The organism is Marisediminitalea oceani (genome assembly GCF_003731635.1).
Lineage (GTDB): Bacteria > Pseudomonadota > Gammaproteobacteria > Enterobacterales > Alteromonadaceae > Alteromonas > Alteromonas oceani.
Map to the genome: position 1 here is coordinate 1 of NZ_RCUA01000035.1, position 2,245 is coordinate 2,245.

At 45.7% G+C, this 2,245-nt stretch carries 2 protein-coding genes and 1 pseudogene; 2 read left to right on the top strand and 1 reads right to left on the bottom strand.

What is annotated here, in order from left to right; genetic code table 11:
* Positions 1-251, bottom strand: a pseudogene (locus tag D9T21_RS11970) (hypothetical protein); the annotation flags it as partial.
* 532 nt (positions 252-783) lie between these two features.
* Here D9T21_RS11970 and dusA point away from each other — a divergent pair.
* Together dusA and D9T21_RS11985 are read left to right on the top strand one after the other, a co-directional pair.
* Positions 784-1,806, top strand: a complete 1,023-nt coding sequence (gene dusA / locus D9T21_RS11980; RefSeq protein ID WP_377908112.1) for a tRNA dihydrouridine(20/20a) synthase DusA — start codon at positions 784-786, stop codon at positions 1,804-1,806.
* A 188-nt stretch (positions 1,807-1,994) separates the two neighbouring features.
* Positions 1,995-2,245, top strand: a 251-nt coding sequence (locus D9T21_RS11985; protein ID WP_123325186.1) for a hypothetical protein, incomplete at its 3' end; no start/stop codon positions are given.

A 2,245-nucleotide genomic window follows, 5' to 3' on the forward strand; every position in this document is an offset into this window, starting at 1 on the left:
TCCATCAGGCCATAATCAGGTTTAATACGGCCCGCTTTCCTGTCAGGATAAAGTGACTGATGTAGCCATTGATCGGAGGCATGCTCAGGTAACGGCCAGCCACAATCCAGGGTTCTGAATTTACCGAGAATATCAGATATAGTGGCAGCCCCCACATTCAGTCTCCTGGCGATGTCCCGGTTACTGAGGTTTTCATCAAGCTTAAGATAGAGAACCGCTTTAACGCGTTCTATGTCAGTAGGTTTTGACATACTTGTTTCCTCTTTAAAATTAAAAGAAGTTAACAAGCATAAAAGACTGATCGGGTGGTGAAGAAAAAGTCTGTGATCGAATGACCGGAATAGAGTTGATCGGGCTAGCCAGAATCAGCGATCGAGAACATCAGAATACGCACAAAGGCTTATTAGATCTCGCTTTATACTTCTCGTATTCCCTGACGAGTTCGCAAAAAGTAACCTCTCTATAGCCAGCTATCATGTTTGTTTCATCCGCTTCTAGTTGTGAAATTATTGCTCTTGCCCATTTCAGAGCCGCAGTTCTTGAAGTGAATGTCTTAGACTTAGAGAAAACGATCTTGCCTTTGTTTTTCTGCTTTACGGAAGTAGAATATACGGTTCGATCTCCGCGAAGCCGCTTGTTTATTGAGTAAAACGCCATATTTTTGTATTCCTATTGTGTACCTGAAGGGTAAAAAATCAACGGAATACAACGGAAATGTCACTAATTTTGAAATCGGTAAAAATGCGATGAGATTTACTTTTTTACATATTAATCAAGGCTTTAATGTCTATGTCTGACATCTCTTTGAATCGCAAAATTTCAGTCGCTCCAATGCTCGACTGGACAGACAGGCATTGCCGGTACTTCTTGCGGTTGATATCCCGCCACACTCTGCTGTATACCGAGATGGTCACCAGCGGCGCAATTATTTATGGCAAGGGCGACTACCTCGGCTTTAACGAAGAGGAGCATCCGGTGGCGGTACAACTTGGTGGCTGCGATCCGGAGCATATGACACAGTGCGCGGTTAAGTCACAGGAATACGGTTACGACGAAGTGAATATCAACGTTGGTTGCCCTTCCGATCGGGTAAAAAACGGCAGTTTCGGGGCTTGTCTGATGGCCCAGCCCCAGGTGGTGGCAGATTGCGTAAAAGCCATGCAGGCCGAAGTGGATATTCCGGTTACTGTAAAATGCCGGATTGGCATTGATGATATGGACGAGTACGAAGACTTCAGCCGGTTTATTGATGTGGTGGCAGGCGCCGGGTGCGATACATTTATTGTGCATGCCCGTAAAGCCTGGCTGCAGGGGCTCAGTCCGAAAGAAAACCGCGATATTCCGCCACTCAACTATGAGCGGGTGTACCAGTTAAAATCGCAACATCCCGAACTGAACATTTCAATCAACGGCGGTATTACCAGCCTGGAGCAGGCCGAAGGGCATCTCAATCAGGTCGATGGCGTAATGATTGGCCGTGAGGTTTATTCAAATCCCTACATTCTGGCAGAGGTTGATAAGCGCTTTTACGGCGACACTGCGCAGCCGCTGGACCGCGCAGAGATTGTCCGCTTAATGCAGGCTTATATCGAGCGCCAGGATGCACCGTACTTTAAACCCTGGCATGCTGCCCGCCATATGCTCGGCCTGTTTCAGGGGCAACCGGGTGGCAGAGTGTGGCGACGCTACCTGAGTCAGAAAGGCACTGGCAAGAACCCGGATCCGAATTTGTTGATGAATGGTTTAGCGGCAATGCAGGAAACCGCATCGAAAGCTATTGAGTATCAAACTAAAGAGGTTGGTTAATTTCACAACTCGATTTGGCTAAATTAACTAACTGTTGGTTTGCTTCTTTTTTGTACGATAATTGGTATGCCAACACTAAAATTAAAAATCGATAAATTTCAATCAGTTAAAATTTTTTGAAAGAATGGCACAGGTTTCGCTATCTAGTGTGTAACAAATCACTTGTTTAACTAAATAGAGGAAACACCATGAAAATCAAATCAATCATCATTACTTCAGTCGTTGCTTTAGGTCTGTCTGTAAGTGCTCAGGCAAATGCCCAGGAATCAGCAGTAGAGCGTTTAATGAGTAGCCTGATCTCCAGCGCAGTATCAGTAACTCAGGCCGAAATTAGCCGTGAAGTTCAGCAAAACATTGCCAATGCCACTTACCATGTATCTCTGTCTGATGCGCCGGTAGGTAAAGTCTCTGTACAGGAACTGGCTGCCAATACTGAGCA